Below are 1808 nucleotides of genomic sequence, written 5' to 3' on the forward strand. Positions count from 1 at the left end.
CGGCGAACAGCGCGGCCCAGTCCACCGTCGCGCCCCGCGCGTACGCGGCGGCCAGTGCGGTGAGACCGCTTCCGCGGCGGGCCCGTCGCCGTCCAGTACGGGCCGGATCCCGGCGGGCTCCTTCGCCCGCGGCCCGGGGCCCAGCTCCAGGAACGTCGAGACGCCGTCGCGCCGCAGGCGGCGCACCGCGTCGCCGAACCGGCCCGGCCCGTCCGTCCGGTGCCCGGGGTCGCCGAGCCGTTCGGCCGTCGCCGCGGACAGGATAAGAACGCGCGGGGCCCGCCACTCGATACCGGACGCGACCTCGCGGAACTCCGCCGCGGCGGCGTCCGGCGCCCGGCAGGCGGCCGCGTGCGGGCGATGACGAGGCGGCAGGCGTCCGGGAGCGAGAGGACGCCCGCCGCGTGCGCGGCCGTCAGCTCGCCGAGCCCGTCGCCGGCCAGGAAGTCCGGCCGCAGCCCCCAGTGCAGCAGCAGCCGGTGCAGCCCGATGCCGAGTGCGAACGGTGCGGCGTCCGTCTCCTCGGCCTCGCCTGCCAGCGCGTCGCGTACCTCGTCCACGGCCGCCGCGAACACGGGGAACGCCGAGCACAGTTCGCCCACCGCGTCCGGACGCGGCGCACCCTCGCCGGGGAACAGGAACGCGGTCCCGCCGAAGCCGGTGGTCTCGCCCAGGACGATCCCGGACGACCGTTCCCCGCGCGCCAGCCGCTCCAGCCCGTCCAGCAGGGACGCCCGGCCGGTGCCGATGACGACCGCGCGGTGCGTCAGGTGCGGGCGGGTGGTGCCCAGCGAGTGCCCGACGTCGGCGGGGTCCTCGTCCGCGAGGTGCGCGCGCAGGCGCTCCGCTGCGCGGCCAGCGCCTCGGGCACCGCCGCCGACAGCGGCCACGCCACCGGCGCGGCGCCGCGCCGGTGGCGTGGCCGCTGTCGGCGGCGGTGCCCGAGGCGCTGGCCGCGCAGCGGAGCGCCTGCGCGCGCACCTCGCGGACGAGGACCCCGCCGACGTCGGGCACTCGCTGGGCACCACCCGCCCGCACCTGACGCACCGCGCGGTCGTCATCGGCACCGGCCGGGCGTCCCTGCTGGACGGGCTGGAGCGGCTGGCGCGCGGGGAACGGTCGTCCGGGATCGTCCTGGGCGAGACCACCGGCTTCGGCGGGACCGCGTTCCTGTTCCCCGGCGAGGGTGCGCCGCGTCCGGACGCGGTGGGCGAACTGTGCTCGGCGTTCCCCGTGTTCGCGGCGGCCGTGGACGAGGTACGCGACGCGCTGGCAGGCGAGGCCGAGGAGACGGACGCCGCACCGTTCGCACTCGGCATCGGGCTGCACCGGCTGCTGCTGCACTGGGGGCTGCGGCCGGACTTCCTGGCCGGCGACGGGCTCGGCGAGCTGACGGCCGCGCACGCGGCGGGCGTCCTCTCGCTCCCGGACGCCTGCCGCCTCGTCATCGCCCGCACGCGGCCGCCTGCCGGGCGCCGGACGCCGCCGCGGCGGAGTTCCGCGAGGTCGCGTCCGGTATCGAGTGGCGGGCCCCGCGCGTTCTTATCCTGTCCGCGGCGACGGCCGAACGGCTCGGCGACCCCGGGCACCGGACGGACGGGCCGGGCCGGTTCGGCGACGCGGTGCGCCGCCTGCGGCGCGACGGCGTCTCGACGTTCCTGGAGCTGGGCCCCGGGCCGCGGGCGAAGGAGCCCGCCGGGATCCGGCCCGTACTGGACGGCGACGGGCCCGCCGCGGAAGCGGTCTCACCGCACTGGCCGCCGCGTACGCGCGGGGCGCGACGGTGGACTGGGCCGCGCTGTTCGCCG

The 1808-nt window shown here is 79.0% G+C and carries 2 pseudogenes; one reads left to right on the forward strand and one right to left on the reverse strand.

Annotated features, from left to right (window positions below):
- Positions 1-890: pseudogene (locus tag BJF79_RS39015) on the reverse strand (hypothetical protein); the annotation flags it as partial.
- 28 nt (positions 891-918) lie between these two features.
- Between BJF79_RS39015 and BJF79_RS39020 the strand changes: the two are divergent.
- Positions 919-1808 (forward strand): annotated as a pseudogene (locus tag BJF79_RS39020) (hypothetical protein); the annotation flags it as partial.

It is taken from the genome of Actinomadura sp. CNU-125 (assembly GCF_001942465.1).
Taxonomy (GTDB): Bacteria; Actinomycetota; Actinomycetes; order Streptosporangiales; family Streptosporangiaceae; genus Spirillospora.